Here is a 23268-nt window from a genome sequence, read left to right as displayed (position 1 = left end):
GCAATGATCCGAAATGCGTCTTGTCTACGGGCGTGTGAGTCTGAGGTTCGGCCTGGTCCCTCAACCCCTTCTGGAGGTAGATCCCCGTGGCCAAGAACAAGAAACAGAACCGCGCGCAGGCGTCCCAGGCGGAACGGGGCCAGCAGCAGGCCCAGCAGACCGCGATGGAGGCGGAGGCCAAGCGGGCCACGACGGCGAGCCCGATGGACATGGCCCGCAAGCACCGCGAACGCCGCTTCGGGCACAACTGAGGGCAATAGCAGCCCGAGCACAAAGAGGGGCGCACCCGCAAAGGGATGCGCCCCTCTTGCACGCCAACAAGCTGCGCATCTAAGCGCCGGGCTGGGCGAAGTCTTTTAGGGGCGCGGGGAACTGCGCGACCAGCCACCGACTACCCGCACCCGGCACACCACAGCTCCACCCTCCCCCTACCCCGCGAGGCAAGCCGGCCCGAGCAGCACCTTCAGATCCCCGAACAGCGCGGGATCGGGCTTCACCCGGTGCCGGTCCAGCCGCAGCACCGTCGTCTTCGTCGGCCCCTGAAGCCTGATCCGCACCTCGCTGTCCCCCCGGTGATGCGTGAGGATCTCGTTGAGCCGGCTCACCATCGGCGGCGTGACCCGCGTCGCCGGAATCGTGAGGATCACCGGCGCGTTGGTCCCCGCGTTGGAGAGGTCGGGCACCGCCAGCTCCATCGCGACCAGCCGCGGCACGTCCTCCCGCTTGTCGAGCCGCCCCTTGACGAACACGACCGCGTCCTCGACGAGCTGCGTGGAGATCAGCTGATAGGTCGCCGGGAAGAACATGCACTCGATGGACCCGGCGAGATCCTCGACGGTGGCGATGGCCCAGGCGTTGCCCTGCTTGGTCATCTTCCGCTGGAGCCCGGAGATGATCCCACCGATCGTGACGACCGCGCCGTCCGCGTGCTCACCCCCCGTGAGCTGCGCGATCCCCGCGTCGGCCTTGTCGGAGAGAACGTGTTCGAGCCCGAACAGCGGGTGGTCGGAGACGTACAGCCCGAGCATCTCCCGCTCCTGCGCGAGCAGATACGTCTTCTCCCACTCGTCGGTCGTGAACTCGACGTCCAGCCCGAAGCCCGGCTCGTTCGTCTCCTCCTCGCCCATCCCGCCGAAGAGGTCGAACTGCCCCTCCGCCTCCTTGCGCTTCACCGCGACCACGTTGTCGATCATGGTGTCGAAGTGCGCGGTGAGCCCCTTGCGGGTGTGCCCGAGCGCGTCGAACGCGCCCGCCTTGATCAGCGACTCCGTCGTCCGCTTGTTGCAGGCGACCGCCTCGACCTTGTCGAGGTAGTCGGGGAACGAGGCGTACTTCCCCTTGGCCTTGCGGCTGCGGATGATCGACTCGACGACGTTCGTACCGACGTTGCGGACGGCCTCCAGGCCGAACAGGATCACGTCGTCGCCCTGGGCGGCGAAGTTGTGCACCGACTCGTTGACGTTCGGCGGGAGCACCTTGATGCCCATGCGCCGGCATTCGTTGAGGTAGATCGCGGACTTGTCCTTGTCGTCCTTGACGGACGTCAGGAGCCCGGCCATGTACTCGGCGGGGAAGTTGGCCTTGAGGTAGGCGGTCCAGTAGGAGACGAGGCCGTACGCGGCGGAGTGCGCCTTGTTGAAGGCGTACCCGGCGAACGGGACCAGCACGTCCCACAGGCCCTGGATCGCCTCGTCGCTGTAGCCGTTCTTCTGGGCGCCGGCCTGGAAGATGGTGAAGTTCTTGGCCAGTTCCTCGGGCTTCTTCTTGCCCATCACGCGGCGCAGGATGTCGGCCTCGCCGAGCGAGTACCCGGCGATGATCTGCGCGGCCTTCTGCACCTGCTCCTGGTAGACGATCAGGCCGTAGGTGACCGCGAGGACCTCTTCGAGGGGCTCCTCCAGCTCCTTGTGGATCGGGGTGATCTCCTGGAGCTTGTTCTTGCGCAGCGCGTAGTTGGTGTGCGAGTCCATGCCCATCGGGCCGGGACGGTAGAGCGCGGAGACGGCGGAGATGTCTTCGAAGTTGTCCGGCTTCATCAGGCGCAGCAGCGAGCGCATGGGGCCGCCGTCGAACTGGAAGACGCCGAGGGTGTCGCCGCGCTGGAGGAGTTCGAAGGTCTTCGGGTCGTCCAGCGGGAGCCCGAGGAGGTCGAGGTCGATCCCCTTGTTGGACTTCACCATCTTGACGGCGTCGTCCATGATCGTCAGGTTGCGCAGGCCGAGGAAGTCCATCTTCAGCAGGCCGAGCGACTCGCACTGCGGGTAGTCCCACTGCGTGATGGTGACGCCGTCGGTGTGCCGGACCCAGATCGGGGCGTGGTCGACGATGGGCTCGCTGGACATGATCACACCGGCGGCGTGCACGCCCATCTGCCGGACCAGGCCCTCGACGCCCTTGGCGGTGTCGATGACCTTCTTGACGTCCGGTTCGTTCTCGTACATCGAGCGGATCTCGCCCGCCTCGTTGTACCGGGGGTGCGAGGGGTTGGTGATGCCGTCGAGGTCGATGCCCTTGCCGAGGACGTCGGCGGGCATGGCCTTGGTGAGGCGGTCGCCCATCGCGTACGGGTAGCCGAGGACGCGCGCGGAGTCCTTGATGGCGTTCTTGGCCTTGATCTTGCCGTAGGTGCCGATCATGGCGACCTTGTCGGAGCCGTACTTCTCCGTCACGTACCGGATCACCTCGACGCGCCGGCGCTCGTCGAAGTCGATGTCGACATCCGGCATGGAGATGCGTTCGGGGTTGAGGAACCGCTCGAAGATCAGGCCGTGCGGGATGGGGTCGAGGTCGGTGATGCCCATGGCGTACGCGACGATCGAACCGGCCGCCGAGCCTCGGCCGGGGCCGACCGCGATGCCCTGCTTCTTGGCCCACATGATGAAGTCGGCGACGACGAGGAAGTACCCCGGGAAGCCCATCGAGATGATGGTGTCCATCTCGTACTCGACCTGCTTCATGCGGTCGTCCGGGATGCCGCCGGGGAAGCGGCGGTCCATGCCGCGCATGGTCTCCTCGCGGAACCAGGAGACCTCCGTGTACCCCTCGGGGATGTCGAACTTCGGCATGAGGTTCTTCTCCTCGAACATGCCGGTGGTGTCGACCATCTCGGCGACGAGGAGCGTGTTGGCGCACCCCTCCTGCCAGGCGTCGGAGGAGTCGACGGCGTACATCTCGTCCGTGGACTTGAGGTAGTAGCCGGTGCCGTCGAACTTGAAGCGGTCGGGGTCGGAGAGGTTCTTGCCGGTCTGGATGCACAGCAGCGCGTCGTGCGCCGTCGCCTCGTGGGCGTACGTGTAGTGCGAGTCGTTCGTCACGAGCGGCGGGATGCCGAGCTTCTTGCCGATCTCCAGGAGGCCGTCGCGGACCCGGTGCTCGATCTCGATGCCGTGGTCCATCAGCTCCAGGAAGTACTTGTCCTTACCGAAGATGTCCTGGTACTCGGAGGCCGCCTTGAGGGCCTCGTCGAAGTGGCCGAGGCGCAGCCGGGTCTGGACCTCTCCGGAGGGGCAGCCGGTGGAGGCGACGATGCCCTCGGACCACTGGGAGATGGTCTCCTTGTCCATCCGGGGCCACTTCTGGAGCCAGCCCTCGGCGTAGGCGTCGGAGGAGAGGCGGAAGAGGTTGTGCAGACCGGTCTTGTTCACGGCCCACATCGTTTTGTGCGTGTAACCGCCGGAGCCGGAGATGTCGTCGCGCTTCTGGTGCGGCTGGCCCCAGAGGATCTTGCGCTTGTTGCGCCGGGACTCGGGGGCGACGTACGCCTCGATGCCGATGATCGGGGTGACGCCCATCTTCTTCGCGGTGTGGAAGAAGTCGTAGGCGCCGTGGAGGTTGCCGTGGTCGGACATCGCGATGTGGGTCATGCCCATCTCGTTGCACGCGTTGAACATGTCCTTGAGCCGCGCGGCACCGTCCAGCAGGGAGTACTGGGTGTGGACGTGCAGGTGCGTGAACGGCGGCTTTGACACGGCTTGGCCTCCTAGAGGGAAACGGACGACGACGCGGCGGCTGAGTGATCTGGGGGTCGGCGTGAAGTCTATGCCTCGGCACTGACACTCACGGGGCTCCCCCGCGTACCTTCACTGGCGGGCACTAATCGGGGGACTCGCCCGTTGGAGTCGGCAGAAACGCTGTCGAACACGTACGCACCAGGAGGCACCCGGCGATGTCGGTCAACCCGCTCAACGACGAGCAGCGCGGCGAGGAGATCCTCGCCGTCTTCGACACCGCGTTCGGCGAGCTCCTGGCCGCCGACCCGGCCGCGTTCCGCGTGAAGTTCCGCAAGATGGCGGCTTCCGCGTTCGCGTTCTACCGGGGTACGGCCGCTCTCTTCTACCACGACCTTGATGCGGAGAAGCACGGCGGCCCCTACCTGGACGACCGCACCGCGCGCGTGTGGACCCACGGCGACCTGCACGCCGAGAACTTCGGCACGTACATGGACGCGAACGGCCGCCTGATCTTCAACGTCAACGACTTCGACGAGGCGTACGTCGGCCCCTTCACCTGGGACCTCAAGCGCTTCGCCGCCTCCGTCGCCCTCATCGGCTACGCGAAGGCCCTCAGCGACGAGCAGATCGGCGAGCTGGTCGGCGTCTACGCGGGCGCGTACCGCGAGCGCATCCACGCGCTGGCGACCGGCGCGAAGAGCGACGAGGTCCCGCCGTTCACGCTGGACACCGCCGAGGGCCCCCTGCTGGACGCGCTGCGGGACGCCCGCTCGCTGACCCGCTTCGGCCTGCTGGAGTCGATGACGGAGATCCGGGACTTCGAGCGCCGGTTCGCGCCGGGCGGCGGCTCCATCGAGCTGGACGCGGCGACGCGCTACAAGGTGCTGGCCGCGTTCGACGGCTACCTGGAGACGCTGCCGGACTCCTCGCTGGCCCGCCCCGACTCTTACCGCGTCAAGGACGTCGTCGGGCGCCGGGGGATCGGCATCGGGTCGGCCGGGCTGCCGTCGTACAACATCCTGCTGGAGGGGCACAGCGACGCCCTGGAGAACGACGTCGTGATCTACATCAAGCAGGCCCAGACCCCGGCCGTCTCCCGGCACATCACGGACCGCGAGATCCGGGAGTACTTCCAGCACGAGGGGCACCGCACGGGCATCTCGCAGCGCGCCCTCCAGGCGCACGCGGACCCGTGGCTCGGCTGGACCGAGCTGGACGGCGCGGGCCAGCTGGTCGCCGAGGTGTCGCCGTACGCGGTGGACCTGGACTGGGGGGACATCGACGACCCGGAGGAGATCGCGGCGGTCGTCGCGGACCTCGGCAGGGCGACGGCGACGATGCACGCGGCGGCGGACGACACCTCGGGCGAATCGCTGGTGCCGTTCTCGACGGAACGGGCGATCGACGCGGCGATCGCGGCCGACGAGGAGGGCTTCGCGCCGCTCCTGGTGGACTTCGCGCACGCGTACGGCGCCCGCGCGCGCCAGGACCACCAGATCTTCGTCGACCTGTTCCGCAACGGCCGGATACCGGGGCTGTGACAAGAAAGGTGACGGGGAGGTCACGCCTGCGCGTTCCCGGGCCTCTCACAGGCACCTTTTAGGAGCCTCTTACGACGGCACATGTCACACTGCCGGTGTTATGGACATATCCGGGACCCGCCTCAGAGCCGTACGCGCGGCGCTGTTCACGGCACTCGTCGTGACGCTCAGCACCGCGTCGCACGTCCTGCTGTCGCGGGCCCCCCTGCCGCTGAACACGGTCGCGCTGGTCGCGGCGGCCGTGTTCGTGCTCGCCTACGCCCTCGCGGGCCGGGAGCGCGGCTTCGCCCGGATCGCCGCGCTGCTGGTCCCGCTGGAGCTGGCGGCCGACACGGTCTTCACGACCGGCCAGCACGTCTGCTACGGCCCGGCGGGCGGCCCGGTCACCGGCCCGCTGCGCTCGGTCGGCTGGAACGTCCTGTGCGGCGACGGCACCGAGTTCGGCACCCCGCTCGCCCGAATGGCCCATTCCGGCCAGGTTCCCGCGCTCCTCGCGCACGCCGACCCGGCGACGGCGTGGGGTCTGCTCGCGGCGCACGTCAGCGTCGGCCTCCTCGCGGCCGTCTGGCTGCGCCGGGGCGAGCGGGCCCTGTTCCAGGTGGCGGCGGCCACCGTCGTGACGACGTTCCGGCCGCTGCTGCTCGCGGTGGCCGCCGTGACGGTCCGCCCGCGCCCCGAGGCCGGGCTCCTCGGCCGCCTGCCGCGCGCGACGCGCCGTCCGGCCCTCTCCCGCGACCTGCTCCTCGTCCACTCCCTGGGACGCAGGGGTCCGCCGTACGCGGCCTGTGCCTGATCGGGCGCACGACACGACGGCAACGCACCACCCCACACGCACGTTTCCCAGGGAGAACACCGACATGAGCAAGCGCAACAGCCAGGCGGCGAAGACGGCGGCCCGTGAGCGGCTGCGCGAGGAGCGCGAGCGGCAGGCCAAGAAGGACAAGGTCAAGCGGCAGATCATCGTGGGCGCCTCGGCACTCGCGGTGCTCGCGGCGGCCGGCGGGATCAGCTACGCGGTCATCCAGGCGAACAAGCCGAGCCACTGGGAGGCCGTGAAGGACGACACCGTCGTCGCCCCGGCCAACACCACCGGCACGAACGGCACGACCGTCGTCATCGGCAAGGACACCGCGAAGAAGACCCTCAAGATCTACGAGGACCCGCGCTGCCCGGTCTGCGCCCAGTTCGAGCAGACCGTCGGGACGACCCTCAAGAAGGACATCGACGACGGCAAGTTCAAGTTCCAGTACAGCGGCGCCACCTTCATCGACAACAAGGACAACGGCGAGGGCTCCAAGAACGCCCTCAGCGCCCTCGGCGCCGCGCTGAACGTCAGCCCCGAGGCGTTCCTGGAGTACAAGACCGCCATGTACTCGACGAAGTGGCACCCGGACGAGACGAACGACAAGTTCAAGAACGACAGCTACCTCATCGAGATAGCCGACACGGTCCCCGCGCTCAAGGGCAACGCGAAGTTCCAGGACGCCGTGAAGAAGGGCACGTACGACGCCTGGGCGATGGCCATGTCCAAGACGTTCGACGACAACAAGGAAGGCGTCCAGGGGACGCCCGCCTTCGTCATGGACGGCAAGCAGCTGAACGGCGGGACGCCGATGCTGACGGTGGCCGACTTCGACAAGGTCATCGACGCGGCGCTCAAGGGCTGAACCCCCACCGGGTGAACAACTGGCGGGCGGACTTCACCAGTTCGCCCGCCTCCGTTCATACCCATCAGTAACCTGATGGTTCGTGACCACACCGCAGAGACGCACCCACGAGTCCCTCACCCCGCGCCGCCGTACGGTCGTCAAGGCCGCGGCGGCGACCGCCGTCCTGGCGGGTCCGCTGGCCGCCGCCCTGCCCGCGCGCGCCGCCTCCGCCGCCCCCGCCTTCCTGCACGGCCTCGCCTCCGGCGACCCCCTCGCCGACGGCGTCCTCCTGTGGACCCGCGTGACCCCGGCCCCCGAGGCGCTCCCCGGCTCGGGACTCGGCCCGGACACCGAGGTCGCGTGGGTGATAGCCCGCGACAGGAACCTGACGGACGTCGCCGCGCGCGGCACCGTCACCGCGACCGCCGCGAGCGACCACACCGTCAAGGCGGACGTCCGCGGCCTCGCCCCGGCCACCGACTACTGGTTCCGCTTCTCGGCGGGCGGCACCGACTCCCCCGTCGCGCACACCCGCACGGCCCCCGCGGCCGACGCGACCGTGGCGAACCTCCGCTTCGGCGTGGCCTCCTGCGCGAACTGGGAGGCGGGCTACTTCGCCTCGTACCGCCACCTGGCGGCCCGCAGCGACCTGGACGCATGGCTGCACCTCGGCGACTACATCTACGAGTACGGCACCGGCACGTACGGCACCCGCGGCAAGGTGGTCCGCCCGCACGTCCCCACCCACGAGATCGTGACCCTCGCCGACTACCGCGCCCGGCACGGCAACTACAAGACGGACGCCGACCTCCAGGCCCTGCACGCCAAGGCGCCGGTCATCGCGATCTGGGACGACCACGAGTTCGCCAACGACTCCTGGTCCGGCGGCGCCGAGAACCACACCGAGGGCGCCGAGGGCACCTGGACGAACCGTCAGGCGGCGGCCAAGCAGGCGTACTTCGAGTGGATGCCGGTCCGCCCCGCCCTCGCCGGGACGACCTACCGGCGGCTGCGCTTCGGCAAGCTCGCCGACCTCTCCCTGCTCGACCTGCGCTCCTTCCGCTCCCAGCAGGTCAAGGTGGGCAACGGCTCGGTGGACGACCCGGAGCGCACGATCACCGGACGCGCCCAACTGGACTGGCTGAAGGCCGGGCTGAAGTCCTCGGACACGACCTGGAAGCTCGTCGGGAACTCGGTGATGATCTCGCCGTTCGCGATCGGGTCCCTGGCCGCCGACATCTTCAAACCGCTGGCCAAGCTGCTCGGCCTGCCCGAGGAGGGCCTCGCCCTCAACACCGACCAGTGGGACGGCTACACCGACGACCGGCGCGAACTCCTCGCCCACCTCAGGTCGAACGCCATCTCCAACACGGTGTTCCTCACCGGCGACATCCACATGGCGTGGGCGAACGACGTCCCCGTGGACGCCGGGACCTACCCGCTCTCCCCGTCGGCGGCCACCGAGTTCGTCGTCACGTCGGTGACCTCCGACAACCTCGACGACCTCACGAACGCCCCCGAGGGCATCATCTCCGCGCTGGCCTCGCCGGTCATCCGCGCCGCCAACCGGCACGTCCAGTGGGTCGACACCGACCGGCACGGGTACGGCGTCCTCGACATCACGCCCACCCGCGCGCAGATGGACTACTACACGCTCTCCGACAAGACGAAGCAGAACGCGACGTCCGCCTGGTCCCGTTCGTACCGCACGCTGACGGGCAGCCAGAAGGTCGAGCGGACCTACGATCCCGTGTAGTACTTGACTGATCGTTTAACCGGCGTTGACCGACTCGAACACCCGGGCGGACTACGGTCGTTGGCGACTGATCACCGACTATCCATACGGGGGATAGACATGACCACGTTGCGTGGCGTGCTGACCAAATCCGCTGTGTTCGGCTCCGCGTTGGCGCTGGCCGGCCTCTCCGCGACCACCGCCCACGCGGCCCCGGCCTTCGTCAACCTGACGACGGCCGAGGCTTCGCCCATCTACTCGCAGCCGTCCTCGTCGTCGACGCGGTACCGCACCGAGCCGCGCGGGACGACCCTGCGCATCCAGTGCTCGACCCGCCAGACGCCGTCCGGCAACCTCTGGTACCGCATCTACGACTCGCAGCCCACCGCGTGGGTCTGGTCCGGGCACTTCCCGTCCCTGGTCCACCCGCCGAAGGAGTGCTTCTAGTCAACTGAGGGAGTCGAGGAAGCCGAGCGCCACCCGCCAGGTGGACTCGGCCGCCTCCTCGTCGTAGTCGGCGAGACCGGGGTCGGTGTAGAGATGACCGGCCCCGGTGTACCGGTGGACCTCGACGTCGGCGCCGACCTTGCGCATCTGCAAGTACCAGGAGTTCAGCCAGTCGTCCGTCTCGAACTGGTCCGGCGAGGCCACGTGCAGCTGGCCGGGCAGCTCGTCGACGGACGCGTTGGGCGCGATGTCCGAGGTGCCGTGCAGCAGGAGCAGGCCCCGGGCCCGCTCGTCGCCCAGCGCGAGGGTCTGCGCGACGGACGCGCCCAGCGAGAAACCGGCGTACACGAGACCGCGCTCGGAGTAGGGGGCGGCGGCCAGGACCGCCCGCTTGAGGAGCTCCTCCTTGCCGACGGTCTCCTTGAACTCCATGCCCTCCTCGGCCGACTCGAACGTCCGGCCCTCGAACAGGTCGGGCGTCCACACCACGTGTCCGGCCGCCTCCAGCCGCTTCGCCGCGTCCAGGACGGCGGGCCGCAGCCCGTAGGTCGAGTGAAAAAGCATGATGTTCATGCCCTCATGGTGCCAGTCCGGACCCGAACCGATGTTCACGGCCAGGTCCGACCGGATACGTTCGCTTCCATGGAGAACCTGCTCCGCCCCGTGATCGTCGTGGGCGGCTCGATCGTCCTCACCCTGCTCGTCGGCTGGGCGACCGACCGGCTGCTGCGCAAGGCCGACGCCCGCCACTCGGAGACCCCCCTGTGGGGCCTGCTCCGCACCGGCCGCGTCCCCTACCAGCTCCTGATCTGCGCCGTGCTGCTCAGAGGCTCCTACGACCGGGCCGAGCTGCTCCAGGAACACCGCGTCGGCATCGGGCGCGGCCTCACGCTCGTCCTCATCGGCTCCGCCGCCTGGCTGATCGTCCGGATCGCCGCGGCGGTCGTGGAGACGACGTTCACCCGCTACGCCAGCTCCCGCGCCCAGCGCGACCCCGCGCGCGTGCGCCGGGTGCGGACCCAGGTCTCGCTGATCATGCGGGTCGTCGCGGCGGTCGTCGGGGTCGTCGCCGTCGCCGCGATGCTGCTGACGTTCCCGGCGATGCGGGCCGCCGGCGCCTCCCTGCTGGCCTCCGCCGGGATCATCGGCATCGTCGCCGGTGTCGCCGCGCAGTCCACCCTCAGCAACATGTTCGCCGGGTTCCAGATCGCCTTCGGGGACATGGTCCGGCTCGGGGACACGGTCGTCGTCGACGGGGAGTGGGGGACCGTCGAGGACATCACCCTGACCTACCTCACCGTCCGGACCTGGGACGAGCGCCGGATCACGATGCCGGTGTCGTACTTCACCTCCAAGCCGTTCGAGAACTGGTCGCGCGGGGGCGCGCAGCTCACCGGCACGGTGTACTGGCAGTTGGACCACTCCGCCCCTCTCGACGAGATGCGCGTCCACCTCCGTGACGTCCTGCGGGCCTGCGAGCACTGGGACGGGCGGGCCTACGACCTCTCCGTCACGGACAGCACCCCCAACACGATCGAGGTCCGCGCCCTCCTCACCGCCAAGGACGCCGACGACATCTGGAAGGTCCGGGTCGCCGTCCGCGAGCAGATGATCCGCTGGCTCTGCGAACACCACGCGTACGCGCTGCCGCGCGTGAACACGGCCGAGGCCGAGCTTCCGCCGCACGCGCCCGGCACGGACGGGGGGTCGCCGTCCCCTCGGAGGGCACATGAGCCGCCTCGGGGGGCGGGGTCGAGGTAACGGGAGGGTTGTGCAGGGCGCGTCGAAGCGACAACGGTGTCCTCGGCCGCCCTAATGTCCCCTCTCCGCGCCCCCGTTCACCTGCACCACCTGTGACGTCACGTGCCCCGCGCCCTCCGATGCCAGCCAGTGCAGCGTCTGAGCCACGTCCCCCGGTGTCCCCACCCGGCCGTTCGACGTCTCTCCGATCAACCGCTCACGCCGCTCCTCGGCGAGCGGGCCCCCGAAGAACTCCGTGTCCTCGATGTATCCGGGTGCCACGACGTTGACGGTGATCCCCCGGGGCCCGAGCTGCCGGGCGAGGTCATGGGCGTACGGGTGGAGCGCGGCCTTGGACGCCGCGTACGCGCCACTCCCCGACCCGCGATAGGCGGCGATGGAACTGACGAACAGGACCCGCCCCGGCGAGGAGAGCTGGTCCTTGAGGGCCTCGGTGAGCAGCACGGCGGTAAGAGTGTTGGCCCGGAAATTCACCCCCCACTCATGAGCGACGACCTCAAGCGGATCAGCACTCCCACTCCCCGCCTCCAACCCCCCGTTCCCCCCAGCCGCATGCACCAACACATCCACACCCCCCAGTTCCTCCCCCACCACCCGCCGCACTTCCCGAACCCCCTCCACCCCACCCACATCAGCCACACACACCACCGCCCCCTCAACCCCAGCCCCCTCCAACACCCCTCTCCGCCGCCCCACCAACAAAACCCGATCCCCACCCCCCGCAAACACCCGAGCCACAGCAAGCCCGATCCCCGTCCCACCACCACTGATCACCACGTTGCGCACCATGCACCGAACCTACAGCCGCCCATCCTCACCCCCGCCCCCGTTAACAAACCCGCCACGAACAAGCCACAACGCACCGGCACCCAGTCTCTTAGGGGCGCGGGGCTGTATCAACATGCGGCTACCGCCGCGCGAGCGCGACCAACCACAGCGCACCGGTACCCGACCAACTCAGCGACACCCTGTCTTTCAGGGGCGCGGGGAACTGCGCGAACAACCACGACGCACCCGCACCCAACAACCCACACCCCCTACCTCAAACTCCGCACATCCAACTGCCGCAACACCCGATCCACAATCTCCGGATCAGCCCCCGCCTCCCCCCGCGCAGCCAACACCTCATGCCGAGCCGCGCTCAACATCTCCCCCTGAATCCTCCGCACCCGCTTCAACCTCCGCACCCGCTGCTCATGAGCCTCCCGCCGCTCGTCCTCCGCGAGATCGGGCGAAATCCGCACCCCGATCTCGAAGGCCCGCCGCAACAACTGCTCGGACACCTCATCCGGCAACTCCTCCACCTCCTCGATCTCCCGCAACCTCCGCTTGGCGGCCTTCGCGGCCCGCACCGCCAACTCCCGCTCGTACTCCTTCTCCCGCTCGGTATCGGCCCGCACCCCGAGCCGCCGCACGAGCCACGGCAACGTCAGCCCCTGAAGCACGAGCGTCGTCATGATCACCCCGAACGCGATGAAGACGATCTCGTCCCGCGCGGGAAACCCGGACCCGTCGTCCACGTGCAACGGAATCGCGAGGGCGAGCGCGACGGACGCCACCCCCCGCATCCCGGACCACCACATGACGACGGTCTCCCGCCAGGTCATCGGGATCTCCTCGTCGACATCCCGCCGCGCGTGCATCCGCTGAGCCAGCCACCCCGCCGGCAGCAGCCACAGCAACCGCACCCCGATGACGACCCCGGCGACGACGGCGGCCCACCCGAGCATCTCCCCCCACCGCCCGGACGCCGTCCGGATCGCGTTGTGCAGCTCAAGCCCGATCAGCCCGAACGCCACCCCGGTGACGAGCGTGTCGACGATGTCCCAGAACGCGTGCCCGGCCAGCCGGTTGACGACGTCGTCGGGATCGGCGGCGTACTCCGCGAGGAACAACGCGCAGGTGAGCACGGCCAGCACCCCCGACCCGTGCAACTCCTCCGCCAGCACGTACGCCGCGAACGGCACGAGCAGCGTCAGGCTGATCTGGAGCGTCGCGTCCCCGAGCAGATCGAGCAGCCTGTTGGTCCCCCACCCGAGCGCGACCCCCACCACGACGGCGACGACGGCGGACAGCACGAACTGGAGAACGGCCTCCCCGGCGTGGAACTCCCCGCTGACGACGGCGGCGATCGCCACGTGGTACAGCACGATCGCGGTGACGTCGTTGAAGAGCCCCTCCCCCTCCAGGATGGAGACGAGCCGCCGGGGCAGCCCGAGCTGCCCGGCGACGGCGGTCGCGGCGACGGGATCGGGCGGCGCGACGAGGGCGCCGAGGGCGACCGCGGCGGCCACGGACAGCCCGGGAACGATGCTGTGGGCGACGGCCGCGACGGAGAACGTCGTCACGAAGACGAGGGCGACGGCCAGCAGGAAGATGGGCCGTTTGTTGGCGGCGAACTGCCGCCAGGAGGTCCGCCGCACGGCCGCGTACAGCAGCGGCGGCAACAGCACGGGCAGGATCAGCCCGGGCGGGATGTCGACGTTGGGCACGAAGTCCGCGACGGCGAGCAGAATCCCGAGGAGGGTCATCAGCACCGGCGACGGCAGCCCGAACCGGTCGCCGACGGGGACGCTGATCACGGCCCCGAGCAGCAGGACGAACAAGAGGGCCAGTTGATCCACGGCAGGCGCTCCGGCGGACTAGACGCAAGCGATCAAGAACAAGCCTCGCATGCCCCGCAACGGGCTAAAGCGAACGCCGCATGGCACGATGCGGAATCCCCGCCTCCGGGAACTCCGGCCCGTACGCCGTGTACCCGAGCCGCTCGTAGAAGCCGAGGGCGTGCGTCTGCGCGTGCAGTTCGACGGCCGTGAACCCGCGCTCGCGGGCCGCCTCCTCGATCGCCCGTACGAGCGCCGCGCCCACCCCGAGCCCCCGCGCCTCCCGCGTCACCGCGAGCCGCCCCAGGTGCCCCGCCTCGCCGTCACCGACGAGCCGCCCGGTCCCGAGCGGTACGCCGTCGTCCCGCACCGCGAGCACGTGCAGCGCGCCGGCGTCGTCCGCGTCGTACTCCAGCTCCTCCGGGACGCCCTGCTCGACGACGAAGACCTCTTTGCGGACGGCGAGACAGGCCGCCGGGTCGTCGGTGACGCGGACGGTGAAGGTCACCCGTAGGTCTCCTCGCGGACCAGGTCCAGGGCGAGCTGGAGGTCCTCGGGGTAGTCGCTGGAGAACTCGACCCACTCGCCGTCGGCGGGGTGCTCGAAGCCGAGGCGGACGGCGTGCAGCCACTGCCGGGTCAGCTTCAGGCGCTTGGAGAGGGTGGGGTCGGCGCCGTAGGTGAGGTCGCCGACGCAGGGGTGGCGGTGGGCGGACATGTGGACGCGGATCTGGTGCGTGCGGCCCGTCTCCAGCTTGATGTCCAGCAGGGAGGCCGCGCGGAACGCCTCGATCAGGTCGTAGTGGGTGACGGACGCCTTGCCCTCGGCGGTGACGGCCCACTTGTAGTCGTGCTGGGGGTGGCGGCCGATGGGCGCGTCGATCGTGCCGCTCGTCGGGTCCGGGTGGCCCTGGACCAGCGTGTGGTACCGCTTGTCGACGACGCGCTCCTTGAACTGGCGCTTCAGGGAGGTGTACGCCCGCTCCGACTTCGCGACGACCATCAGGCCGGACGTCCCGACGTCGAGGCGGTGGACGATGCCCTGGCGTTCGGCGGCGCCGGAGGTGGAGATGCGGTACCCGGCGGCGGCCAGGCCCCCGATGACGGTCGTCCCGGTCCAGCCGGGGGACGGGTGCGCGGCGACACCGACCGGCTTCACGATCACGACGATGTCGTCGTCGTCGTACACGATCTCCATGCCGTCGACCGGCTCGGCGACGATCTGCACCGGCGCGGGGGCCTGGGGCATCTCGACCTCCAGCCAGGCGCCGCCGTGCACGCGCTCCGACTTGCCGACCACCGAGCCGTCCACCGAGACCTTGCCCGCCGCCGCCAGTTCGGCGGCCTTGGTGCGGGAGAAGCCGAACATGCGGGAGAGGGCGGCGTCGACGCGCTCGCCCTCCAGGCCGTCCGGCACGGGCAGGGTACGGATCTCGGGAATCGTGCTCACCCGTCGAGTATGTCAGTCCTTGTGGACAGTGCCGTCCGGGTCCAGTCCCTTGAACGACAGCAGGACGATCAGAATGCCGCCGCAGACGATCGCGGAGTCGGCGAGATTGAACACCGCGAAGTGCTTCGGCGCGATGAAGTCGACGACCGCTCCCTCGAAGATCCCCGGCGAGCGGAAGATCCGGTCCGTGAGGTTCCCGAGCGCCCCGCCGAGCAGCAGCCCCAGCGCGATCGCCCACGGCAGGCTGTACAGCTTCCGCGCCAGCCGCACGATCACCACGATCACGGCAGCCGCGATCACCGTGAAAATGACGGTGAACGCCTCCCCGAAACTGAACGCGGCCCCCGAGTTCCGGATGGCCTCCAGCTTCAGCCAGTCCCCGATCAGCTCGATCGACTCATGGTGCTCCAGCTTGGCCACCACAATGATCTTGCTGACAAGATCGAGCGCATAAGCGACAGCGGCCACCGCGAACAACACGGCAACCCGCCGCTTCCCCCGAGCCGGCTGCTCACCCTCCGGGGCCTCAGTCGTACCGATGACGCGCTCCACCTCTGCCACGTAAGTCCCTCACGTAGGTACCAGTGAGGACGAGAGTACGACACCCCTGGAACGGACAGGCGCGCAGCGCCGTCCTTCCAGGGGCGCGGGGAACTGCGCGACCAGCCACAACGGCGCCGCACCCGCCGACGTATCCCCCGCCACCCCCTTCAGTACCGGCGTTCCTCCTTCTGCTTGCAGGCAACACACAACGTCGCCCGAGGAAACGCCTGCATCCGAGCCTTCCCGATCGCCTCCCCACACCTCTCGCACACCCCGTACGTCCCCGCGTCGAGCCGCTCCAGCGCCCGCTCGCTCTGCACCAGCATCTCCCGCGCGTTAGCGGTGAGCGCCATCTCATGCTCCCGCGTCGCGTTCTTCGTCCCGGTGTCCGCCTCGTCGTCCCCCGCCCCGCCCCCGGAATCCCGCATCAGCCCGGCCAGCGCGCTCTCGGACGACTGGATCTCCCCCCGCAGCCGCAGCACCTCGGACATCAGCTCGGCCCGCGCCTCGTCCACCTCCCCCTCGGTCCAGGGCTCCTCCCCTGTCCGGACGGCCAGCATCTCCGCCGTACCCGCACTCTTCTTGTTCTTCGCCACCATGGCCGCGGCCCCTTCACATACCGTGATCTTGCACGCGAATCGTGCTGGGACGATAAATCGACTTCGACCCGTCGGCAACAGGTCGATCCCTCTCCCGCCCCCGGAGAATCCCGTTCGGCCCCGGCCCCCCCGAGCCCCGTACACTGAGCGGAGCGAGAAAGCGTGGATGGGGACGAGTAGCGCCGAGAGCGGCCGAGAGCGACCCGGGGACGGTGGGAGCCCGGGGGTGCGCGCGACGCGAAGATCACCCCGGAGCCGCCGGAAGAAAGCCCGCGGGCGAGTAGACCCGGTTTCGTGAACCCAATGAGGGGGTCCGGCCCAGAGCCGGGCCAAGGAGGGTGGTACCGCGGGAACCCGGCGAGGCCGGAGAGGTTCTCGTCCCTCCGACGGAAGGCAGCAAGTCCGTTGGAGGAAGCTCGCAGATGACAGAGCCGACGTACCGCCAGGTCCCCGCCCAGGTCGACCTGCCCGCGCTGGAGCACGCAGTGCTCGACTTCTGGCGTGAGCGGAAGATCTTCGCCAAGACGCTGGAGCAGTCCGAGGGCCGCCCGGAGTGGGTGTTCTACGAGGGCCCGCCCACCGCCAACGGCATGCCCGGCGCCCACCACATCGAGGCCCGCGTCTTCAAGGACGTCTTCCCCCGGTTCCGTACGATGCGCGGCTACCACGTCGGCCGCAAGGCGGGCTGGGACTGCCACGGCCTCCCGGTCGAGCTGGCCGTCGAGAAGGAGCTCGGCTTCTCCGGCAAGCAGGACATCGAGGCGTACGGCATCGCGGAGTTCAACGCGAAGTGCCGCGAGTCGGTGCTGCGCCACACGGACGCCTTCTCCGAGCTGACGACCCGCATGGGCTACTGGGTCGACCTCGACGACGCGTACGTCACGATGGACCCGGAGTACATCGAGTCCGTCTGGTGGTCGCTGAAGGAGATCTTCGGCAAGGGCCTGCTGGTCCAGGACCACCGCGTCGCCCCCTGGTGCCCCCGCTGCGGCACCGGCCTCTCGGACCACGAGCTGGCCCAGGGCTACGAGACGGTCGTGGACCCGTCCGTGTACGTCCGTTTCCCCCTCACCTCCGGTCCGCTGGCCGGCGAGGCCGCCCTCCTGGTGTGGACGACGACCCCCTGGACGCTGGTCTCCAACACGGCCGTGGCCGCGCACCCCGAGGTGACCTACGCGGTCGTGACGGACGGCACGGAGAAGGTCGTCGTCGCCGAACCGCTCGTCACCAAGGCGCTCGGCGAGGGCTGGGAGACCACGGGCCAGACCTTCACCGGCGCCGAAATGGAGCGCTGGAACTACCAACGTCCGTTCGATCTCGTAGAGTTCCCGGAACCGGCACATTTCGTCGTCAACGCGGAGTACGTCACCACCGAGGACGGCACCGGCCTCGTCCACCAGTCCCCCGCGTTCGGCGAGGACGACCTCAAGGTCTGCCGCGCCTACGGCCTGCCGGTCGTGAACCCGGTCCGCCCCGACGGCACGTTCGAACAGGACGTGCCCCTGGTCGGCGGGGTCTTCTTCAAGAAGGCGGACGAACGCCTCACCGAGGACCTGAAGCAGCGCGGCCTCCTCTTCAAGCACATCCCGTACGAGCACAGCTACCCGCACTGCTGGCGTTGTCACACCGCGCTCCTCTACTACGCGCAGCCCTCCTGGTACATCCGCACGACGGCCGTCAAGGACCGGCTCCTCCAGGAGAACGAGAAGACGAACTGGTTCCCGGACACGGTCAAGCACGGCCGCTACGGCGACTGGCTCACCAACAACATCGACTGGGCCCTGTCCCGCAACCGCTACTGGGGCACCCCGCTGCCGATCTGGCGCTGCGAGGACGACCACCTCACGGTCGTCGGCTCCCGCGCCGAGCTGACCGAGCTGACGGGCACCGACCAGTCGTCCCTGGACCCGCACCGCCCGTTCATCGACGCGGTCACCTTCCCCTGCCCCCAGTGCCAGAACACGGCGACGCGCGTCCCGGAGGTCATCGACGCCTGGTACGACTCGGGTTCGATGCCGTTCGCGCAGTGGGGCTACCCGTACAAGAACAAGGAACTCTTCGAGTCCCGCTACCCGGCCCAGTTCATCTCCGAGGCGATCGACCAGACGCGCGGCTGGTTCTACACGCTGATGGCGATCGGCACGCTGGTCTTCGACAAGTCGTCGTACGAAAACGTCGTCTGCCTGGGGCACATCCTGGCCGAGGACGGCCGCAAGATGTCCAAGCACCTGGGGAACATCCTCCAGCCGATCCCGCTGATGGACCAGCACGGCGCCGACGCGGTCCGCTGGTTCATGGCCGCCGGCGGCTCCCCGTGGGCCGCGCGCCGGGTGGGCCACGGCACGATCCAGGAGGTCGTCCGCAAGACCCTCCTGACGTACTGGAACACGGTCGCCTTCCAAGCCCTGTACGCCCGCACGTCGAACTGGTCCCCCTCCGAGGCCGACCCGGCCCCGGCCGACCGCCCGGTCCTCGACCGCTGGCTCCTGTCCGAACTCCACGCCCTCACCGCCCAGATGACCGAGGCCCTGGACGCCTACGACACCCAGCGCGCCGGCAAACTCCTCTCGGCGTTCGTCGACGACCTGTCGAACTGGTACGTACGCCGCTCCCGGCGCCGTTTCTGGCAGGGCGACAAGGCGGCGCTGCGCACGCTGCACGAGGTCGTCGAGACGGTCACGAAGCTGATGGCCCCGCTGACCCCGTTCATCACCGAGCGGGTCTGGCAGGACCTGATCGTCCCGGTCACCCCGGGCGCCCCGGAGTCGGTGCACCTGGCGTCCTGGCCCGAGGCGGACGAGAAGGCGGTCGACCCGGAGCTGTCGAAGCAGATGGCCCTGGTCCGCCGGCTCGTCGAGCTGGGCCGCGCGACCCGCGCCGAGTCCGGTGTGAAGACCCGTCAGCCGCTGTCCCGCGCGCTGATCGCGGCGTCCGGCTTCGACGCCCTCGACCGTGAACTGCACGCGCAGATCACGGAGGAGCTGAACGTCGAGTCCCTGGCGTCCCTCTCCGAGGTCGGTGGCTCGCTGGTCGACACGACCGCCAAGGCCAACTTCCGGGCGCTCGGCAAGCGGTTCGGCAAGCGTGTCCAGGACGTCGCCAAGGCGGTCGCGAACACGGACGCGGCGGCGCTGTCCCTGGCCCTGCGCGAGGGCACGGCGTCCGTGGAGGTCGACGGCGAGACGATCACCCTCTCCCCCGAGGAGGTCATCGTCACCGAGACGCCCCGCGAGGGCTGGTCGGTGGCCTCCGACTCGGGGGCGACGGTCGCCCTGGACCTGGAGATCACCGAGGAGCTGCGCCGCGCGGGCCTGGCCCGGGACGCGATCCGCCTGATCCAGGAGGCCCGCAAGAACAGCGGCCTCGACGTCGCCGACCGGATCGCCCTGCGCTGGGAGTCCACCGACAAGGCGGTCGTCGACGCGCTGACCGGCCACAGCCTCCTGATCGCGGACGAGGTCCTCGCGACCGACTTCGCCCAGGACGAGGCGGACGACACGTACGGCGAGCCCTTCACGGACGAGGGCCTGAGCCTGACGTTCCGGCTGCGCAAGGCGTAACACCGTACGGCCGAGGCCCGGTTCCCCTCTGCTGAAGCAGGGGAAGCCGGGCCTTTGTCGCCAACCCCCTCGCAACTCGCGTAAAAAGGGCGCGGCCCCGGACGAATCCGGGGCCGCGCCCTGAACGCTGCCTGTGTCTACGGCGTACTACGTGCCGTAGGGGCCTCTAGGGGCCGTCAGTTGTCGTCCTCGTCGATGAGGAAACCGCGCATCGGCGAGGGAGCCTGGCCCATCGGGGAGGGACCCTGCGGACGGACGGGAGCCATCGGCTGGGTCATCGCCGGGGACATCTGCTGCTGGCCGCCGTAGGACGGAGCGGCGGGGCTGGGGGCGCCCATGCCGGGACCGCCCATCGGGCCGCCGCCCATGCCGGAGGGACCACCCATGCCCATGCTGGAGCCACCCGCGCCGTAGGACGGGGCGCCCGCGCCGGCCGGGGCCATGGAGGGCGAGGGGGACGGCGGCAGGGAGGCCGTCGCGGGGGCCCGCGGCGGGGCGAGGGAGTCGTCCGCCTGGGTCTCCAGCTGGCGCAGCTGCGACTCCAGGTAGGACTTCAGACGGGTGCGGTACTCGCGCTCGAAGCCGCGCAGGTCCTCGACCTTGCGCTCCAGCGTGGCGCGGGCGGACTCCAGGGAGCCCATGGCGACGCGGTGCTTCTCCTGCGCGTCCCGCTCAAGGGCGTCGGCCTTGGCGCGGGCGTCGCGCTCCAGGCCCTCGGCGCGCGAACGGGCCTCGCCGACGATCTTGTTGGCTTCGGAGCGGGCCTCGGCGATCGCCTGGTCGGCGGTCTGCTGGGCCAGCGAGAGGACGCGGGCGGCGCTGTCGCCACCGGGGCCCTGACCGGGGCCGCCCATCGGACCGCCCATGGGGCCACCCATCGGGCCGCCCATCTGCTGCTGCATGGGCGGCTGGCCGCCCATCGGACCCTGACCCATCGGGCCCTGTCCCATGGGACCTTGACCCATCGGACCCTGGCCCATCGGACCGGGACCCATCGGCCCCTGACCCATCGGACCCGGGCCCTGGGGACCCTGGCCGCTGGGACCGGCCGGAAGCTGCGGGGCACCGCTCGGCAGCTGGGGCGGGCCGCCCATGGGGCCGCCCATCTGCTGCTGCGGCGGGCCCGATATCCCTGCGGGGACCGGGGCGCCGGGGCCTCGCATGCCCTGCTGCGGCATCCCCTGCGGGGGCATGCCCTGCTGGGGCATCCCGGGCTGCATGCCCTGCTGCTGCGGCATGCCCTGCGGAGGCATCCCCTGCTGCTGGGGCGGCATTCCCTGCTGCGGGGGCATGCCCTGCTGCTGGTCCTGCTCCGGGGGCTTGCGCATGTTCTGCTGGTTCTGCGCGGCGGCGCGCGTGGCCGCGGCGAGTTTGGCGCGCAGGTCCTCGTTCTCGCGCAGGAGGCGCGTCAGTTCGGCTTCGACCTCGTCGAGGAAGGCATCGACCTCGTCCTCGTCATAGCCTTCTCGGAGGCGGACGGTCGTGAACTGCTTGTTCCGCACGTCCTCGGGGGTCAACGGCATCTCTTCACCTCAACGTTGTCTTCGGCATCGGCAAGACGGTAGGTCACATCGCTCACAGCCGGATCACGATCGAGATCAGGACGTAGACGATGATCATCAGTACGAAGAAGGACAGGTCGAGCGCCACGCCCCCGAGACGCAACGGCGGGATGAACCGCCGAAGAAGCTTGAGCGGTGGATCGGTGACAGTGTAGGTGGCCTCCAGAACGACCACCATCGCCTTGCCGGGTTGCCACGAGCGGGCGAACTGGAAGACGTAGTCCATGACCAACCGGAAGATGAGCACGATGAGGAAGACCATCAGCGCGATGTAGATGATGTTCAGGACCACGCCCATGTTCGGTGCTTCCCTCTCCCCTGCTTACGCGTGCTCTGTCTTGTCTTGCCGTGTAGTTCCGGTTTTGCGTCTCAGCTCTGGTTGAAGAACCCGCCCTCTGCGATACGGGCCTTGTCCTCCGCCGTGACATCGACGTTAGCAGGAGACAACAGGAACACTTTCTGCGTCACCCGCTCGATGCTGCCATGAAGACCGAACACCAGACCGGCGGCAAAGTCGACAAGTCGCTTCGCATCTGTGTCGTCCATCTCAGTGAGGTTCATGATCACGGGGGTCCCCTCACGGAAGTGTTCCCCGATGGTACGGGCCTCGTTGTAGGTCCGCGGGTGGAGCGTGGTGATCCGGTAAGGCTCTCGTTCGGACACGACCTTGGGCATGATCACCGGTGCGTTCTTCTCCAGGGACTGGCGTTCTTGTGTGATGGACGCCACGGGCGCGATGCGCGCGGGGCGCCCGGATTCCGCGGTCGGCGCCGCCGCACGGACCACCGGCTCACGAGGGGCGGGGGGTTGGACGATTCGCACCTCTTCGTCCCTTTGGGACTGGTGTGCGTTGTGTGACTGGTGCGACTGGTGCGACGCGTCGTGCCGCCGGTGGTCGCGCTCGGGTTCGTCCAGCTCGGGTTCGAAGTCGTCATCGGGGTCGAAGCCCCGGCCGTCGTACCCATCGTCCTCCACGAGGCCGAGGTAGACCGCCATCTTGCGCATCGCGCCGGCCATGCTCTGAGTCCTCCGCTCTGTGGTGGATCGGTTGACGACTGCCAAGTCCCGCGATCCACGTGGCCCTTGTGTCCGCCTCCTGGCGGGTAATGACCATATTTTCTACTGTGGTCCGACTTCCTGGCGACGTTACCCGAGCCGAGGACGGACTCCGAGTACCGCACTGCCGACGCGCACATGTGTCGCCCCGGCCGCCACGGCCTGCTCAAGGTCCGCACTCATCCCCGCTGACACCATGGTGGCAGCCGGATGACTTCGGCGCAGGTCGGTCGACAAATCCATCAACCGCTCAAACGCTGCCCGTTCACGACCGGCGTACTCACCGGTCAGCGGAGCGACGGTCATCAGCCCGTCCAGCCGCACCCCCGGCGAGTCCGCGACAAGTCCGGCCAACTCTTCGATTCCCCCCGGCCCGACGCCCCCGCGCTCCCCGCGCCCGCTCACCCCGGCGTCCAGCGCGACCTGGATCAGGCACCCGACCTCACGCCCGGCCTTCTCGGCCTCCCGGGACAGCGAGACGACCAGCCGGTCCCGGTCCACGGACTGCACGAAGTCCGCGTAACCCACCACGGAACGCGCCTTGTTGGTCTGCAACTGTCCGACGAAGTGCCAGGTCAGCGGGAGATCCGCACATTCGGCGGCCTTGGGCGCGGCGTCCTGGTCCTTGTTCTCGGCGACATGGCGCACACCGAGTTCCGACAGCATCCGCACATCGCTCGCCGGATAGGTCTTGGTGACGACGACCAGCGTCACCTCCGACCGGGCCCGCCCGGCGTCGGCGCACGCGCGCGCGATGCGCTCCTCCACCTTCGCCAGGTTCCCGGCGAGTTCGTCCTTACGGTCCGTCATGCC

The 23268-nt window shown here is 69.3% G+C and carries 19 protein-coding genes and 1 pseudogene; 8 read left to right on the top strand and 12 right to left on the bottom strand.

The genetic code is table 11. The features are described 5' to 3' along the window. Positions 1–86 precede the first annotated feature (86 nt). Positions 87–251: a hypothetical protein gene (locus tag ABZX85_RS29850; protein WP_355875053.1), complete on the top strand. Its 165-nt coding sequence runs from the start codon at positions 87–89 to the stop codon at positions 249–251. A 177-nt stretch (positions 252–428) separates the two neighbouring features. Here the strand turns inward: ABZX85_RS29850 and dnaE are convergent, their stop codons facing one another. Beyond that, positions 429–3968, bottom strand: coding sequence for a DNA polymerase III subunit alpha (dnaE, locus tag ABZX85_RS29845; RefSeq protein ID WP_355875051.1), 3540 nt, complete (start codon positions 3966–3968; stop codon positions 429–431). Positions 3969–4165: 197 nt separating this feature from the next. Between dnaE and ABZX85_RS29840 the strand changes: the two genes are divergently transcribed. The 5 genes from ABZX85_RS29840 (at position 4166) to ABZX85_RS29820 (ending at position 9322) form a co-directional block, all read left to right on the top strand. Continuing rightward, positions 4166–5491, top strand: coding sequence for a DUF2252 domain-containing protein (locus ABZX85_RS29840; RefSeq protein ID WP_355875048.1), 1326 nt, complete (start codon positions 4166–4168; stop codon positions 5489–5491). A gap of 100 nt (positions 5492–5591) precedes the next feature. Beyond that, on the top strand, positions 5592–6284 hold the full coding sequence (locus ABZX85_RS29835; protein WP_355875045.1) for a hypothetical protein: 693 nt from the start codon (positions 5592–5594) through the stop codon (positions 6282–6284). 64 nt (positions 6285–6348) lie between these two features. Further along, the gene (locus ABZX85_RS29830; protein WP_355875042.1) at positions 6349–7158 is read left to right on the top strand and encodes a thioredoxin domain-containing protein; all 810 of its coding nucleotides are present in this window, start codon (positions 6349–6351) and stop codon (positions 7156–7158) included. A gap of 82 nt (positions 7159–7240) precedes the next feature. After that, a complete protein-coding gene (locus tag ABZX85_RS29825; RefSeq protein WP_355875039.1) occupies positions 7241–8896 on the top strand; it encodes an alkaline phosphatase D family protein in 1656 nt (551 codons plus the stop codon). Between the two features lie 99 nt (positions 8897–8995). Then, positions 8996–9322, top strand: coding sequence for an SH3 domain-containing protein (locus ABZX85_RS29820; protein ID WP_355875036.1), 327 nt, complete (start codon positions 8996–8998; stop codon positions 9320–9322). Here ABZX85_RS29820 and ABZX85_RS29815 read toward each other — a convergent pair whose 3' ends face one another. Next, positions 9323–9895 (bottom strand): dienelactone hydrolase family protein, encoded by a 573-nt coding sequence (locus tag ABZX85_RS29815; protein ID WP_355875033.1) that lies wholly within the window; start codon positions 9893–9895, stop codon positions 9323–9325. It lies immediately after the preceding gene. A gap of 69 nt (positions 9896–9964) precedes the next feature. Between ABZX85_RS29815 and ABZX85_RS29810 the strand changes: the two genes are divergently transcribed. Then, a complete protein-coding gene (locus tag ABZX85_RS29810) occupies positions 9965–11083 on the top strand; it encodes a mechanosensitive ion channel domain-containing protein (protein ID WP_355875030.1) in 1119 nt (372 codons plus the stop codon). A 51-nt stretch (positions 11084–11134) separates the two neighbouring features. Here ABZX85_RS29810 and ABZX85_RS29805 read toward each other — a convergent pair whose 3' ends face one another. The 6 genes and pseudogenes from ABZX85_RS29805 to ABZX85_RS29780 form a co-directional block, all read right to left on the bottom strand. Continuing rightward, the gene (locus ABZX85_RS29805; protein ID WP_355875027.1) at positions 11135–11872 is read right to left on the bottom strand and encodes an SDR family oxidoreductase; all 738 of its coding nucleotides are present in this window, start codon (positions 11870–11872) and stop codon (positions 11135–11137) included. Positions 11873–12120: 248 nt separating this feature from the next. Continuing rightward, a complete protein-coding gene (locus ABZX85_RS29800; RefSeq protein WP_355875024.1) occupies positions 12121–13707 on the bottom strand; it encodes a Na+/H+ antiporter in 1587 nt (528 codons plus the stop codon). A gap of 64 nt (positions 13708–13771) precedes the next feature. Beyond that, positions 13772–14194 carry a GNAT family N-acetyltransferase gene (locus ABZX85_RS29795; RefSeq protein WP_355875021.1) on the bottom strand — a complete coding sequence of 141 codons (423 nt, stop codon included), beginning with the start codon at positions 14192–14194 and terminating at the stop codon, positions 13772–13774. Beyond that, positions 14191–15135 (bottom strand): RluA family pseudouridine synthase, encoded by a 945-nt coding sequence (locus ABZX85_RS29790; RefSeq protein ID WP_355875018.1) that lies wholly within the window; start codon positions 15133–15135, stop codon positions 14191–14193. The genes ABZX85_RS29795 and ABZX85_RS29790 overlap by 4 nt, the downstream gene beginning before the upstream one ends. A 12-nt stretch (positions 15136–15147) precedes the next feature. Next, positions 15148–15696 carry a signal peptidase II gene (lspA, locus tag ABZX85_RS29785; protein WP_355875016.1) on the bottom strand — a complete coding sequence of 183 codons (549 nt, stop codon included), beginning with the start codon at positions 15694–15696 and terminating at the stop codon, positions 15148–15150. A gap of 149 nt (positions 15697–15845) precedes the next feature. Beyond that, positions 15846–16235: pseudogene (locus ABZX85_RS29780) on the bottom strand (TraR/DksA family transcriptional regulator); the annotation flags it as partial. 464 nt (positions 16236–16699) lie between these two features. On the opposite strand from ABZX85_RS29780, the gene ileS reads away from it, so the two are divergent. After that, a complete protein-coding gene (gene ileS / locus ABZX85_RS29775) occupies positions 16700–19837 on the top strand; it encodes an isoleucine--tRNA ligase (RefSeq protein ID WP_355875015.1) in 3138 nt (1045 codons plus the stop codon). A 176-nt stretch (positions 19838–20013) separates the two neighbouring features. On the opposite strand, the gene ABZX85_RS29770 is transcribed toward ileS, so the two are convergent. The 4 genes from ABZX85_RS29770 to ABZX85_RS29755 form a co-directional block, all read right to left on the bottom strand. Then, positions 20014–21360: a DivIVA domain-containing protein gene (locus tag ABZX85_RS29770; protein ID WP_355875014.1), complete on the bottom strand. Its 1347-nt coding sequence runs from the start codon at positions 21358–21360 to the stop codon at positions 20014–20016. A gap of 52 nt (positions 21361–21412) precedes the next feature. After that, on the bottom strand, positions 21413–21697 hold the full coding sequence (locus tag ABZX85_RS29765) for a YggT family protein (protein WP_010350399.1): 285 nt from the start codon (positions 21695–21697) through the stop codon (positions 21413–21415). Between the two features lie 71 nt (positions 21698–21768). After that, a complete protein-coding gene (gene sepF / locus ABZX85_RS29760; RefSeq protein WP_355875013.1) occupies positions 21769–22416 on the bottom strand; it encodes a cell division protein SepF in 648 nt (215 codons plus the stop codon). Positions 22417–22545: 129 nt separating this feature from the next. Further along, complete coding sequence (locus ABZX85_RS29755; protein WP_355875011.1) at positions 22546–23265, bottom strand: YggS family pyridoxal phosphate-dependent enzyme; 720 nt, start codon at positions 23263–23265, stop codon at positions 22546–22548. Positions 23266–23268 lie beyond the last annotated feature (3 nt).

It is taken from the genome of Streptomyces sp. NPDC004539 (genome assembly GCF_040610055.1).
GTDB lineage: Bacteria > Actinomycetota > Actinomycetes > Streptomycetales > Streptomycetaceae > Streptomyces.
The sequence above is the reverse complement of the archived record's forward strand: the minus strand, read 5'-3'. Positions and strand labels throughout refer to the sequence as shown.